The sequence below is a fragment of the Aurantimonas manganoxydans SI85-9A1 genome (genome assembly GCF_000153465.1).
Classification (GTDB): domain Bacteria; phylum Pseudomonadota; class Alphaproteobacteria; order Rhizobiales; family Rhizobiaceae; genus Aurantimonas; species Aurantimonas manganoxydans.
In genome coordinates, this window is record NZ_AAPJ01000020.1 from 1 (window position 1) to 1,383 (window position 1,383).

2 protein-coding genes are annotated in these 1,383 nt (G+C 67.9%); one reads left to right on the forward strand and one right to left on the reverse strand.

What is annotated here, in order from left to right; all coding sequences use genetic code 11:
- On the reverse strand, positions 1 to 772 hold a 772-nt coding region (locus tag SI859A1_RS00140; protein ID WP_244400818.1), incomplete at its 3' end, for a glycosyltransferase.
- Positions 773 to 1,138: 366 nt separating this feature from the next.
- Between SI859A1_RS00140 and SI859A1_RS00145 the strand changes: the two genes are divergently transcribed.
- Positions 1,139 to 1,383: DinB family protein (locus tag SI859A1_RS00145; RefSeq protein ID WP_040324820.1), on the forward strand; the 245-nt coding region annotated here is incomplete at its 3' end.

Sequence of the window (1,383 nt, forward strand, 5' to 3'; positions counted from 1 at the left end):
GCGAGGGCAGGACGAACAGGTCCGAGCGCGCCAGCAGCCCGAAGACATGCTCGCGCTCGCGGCTGCCGTGCCAGGTGATGCGGTCGCCAATCCCGGCCTTGTCGGCCTGCTGCTGCAGCCTGGCGGTCATTGCGCCGCCGCCGACATGATCGAAGGTCCAGTCGCGATCCTTCAGCCGTGCGAGCGCGCGGATCAGGTCGCCGAACCCCTTCTTCTCCACCGTGCGGCCGACCGACACGATGCGGAACGGGCGCTCGCCGCGCGCCTCCCGCTCCGGCGGCTCGATGCCGGACAGGTCGAGCCCGTGATAGACCAGCTCGACGCGCCCGGGCTCGGGGGCCAGCGACTGCAGATAGTCGAGATTGACCTGCGTGCAGGTGACCCCGAAGGCGGCCGAGCCCAGCTTCTCGGTCAGCTCCCAGGTTTGCGAGGTCCAGATGTCCTTGGCGTGGGCGGAGAACGACCAGCCGATCCCGCGGATCGTCGCGGCATAACGCGTCACCGAGGCCGGCGTGTGCAGATAATGGGTGTGCAGCCAGTTAATGTCGTCGGGCAGTTCATGGGCGAGGACGCAGGCCTGCCCGAAGCGCCGGTGGCGGTTGGCGGTCGGGTCGCGCTTCAGATCGGCCTCGAACATCGCCCGCGCCACCTGATAGCCCGGCTGGCGCTCGGCAAAGGCACGGCCGGCCCGCACCCGCGCCGGATCGTCGAAAGCCGGCCGCTGGATCTCGGCCGCATCCACTGCCCGTGCCTGGTCATCGACACGCTGCATGACGCAACGACGATCCGCGAACAGGCCGCCGACATCGTCGCCGAGGCACCCAATGCCATGAGCGTGGTCTTGGAGGCGGGGCATGTTGCCAATCTCGACAATCCGGCCGTCTTCAACCGCGTTCTCGCTGAGTTTCTGGCTGTGCCCGGCCGGAACTGACCGCTGCGGCATAGTGCCCGCCGCCGGCCCTCGAGCCACCGGAAGCGCCGCAATGGTATAGCGGAAGGGTCGTTGGCCGGCTCGATAGATAAGACGTGATCGTCGTTGCCGGGTCATGGACGAAAGCTAGGTCTTCTCGAACGCGGCTGTCCGGCGGCCTGCCTTCAGGGCGAACCGGCGGCCGGAACCAGTTCGAAGAGGTTCGACATGGCCCATGTTTCCCGCAAATCGCTGACCGACGTCTCCGCGCTCGCGGCCCGCTACCGTGCCGTGCGCGAGGACAGCCGCGCCCTCGGCGCGCCGCTGTCGGACGCCGACGCGACCGTCCAGTCGATGCCAGACGCGAGCCCCGCCAAATGGCACCTGGCCCACACGACCTGGTTCTTCGAGACCATGGTGCTGAAGCCGAATCTCGCCGGCTACGAGGTCTTCGACGACAGCTACAACTATCT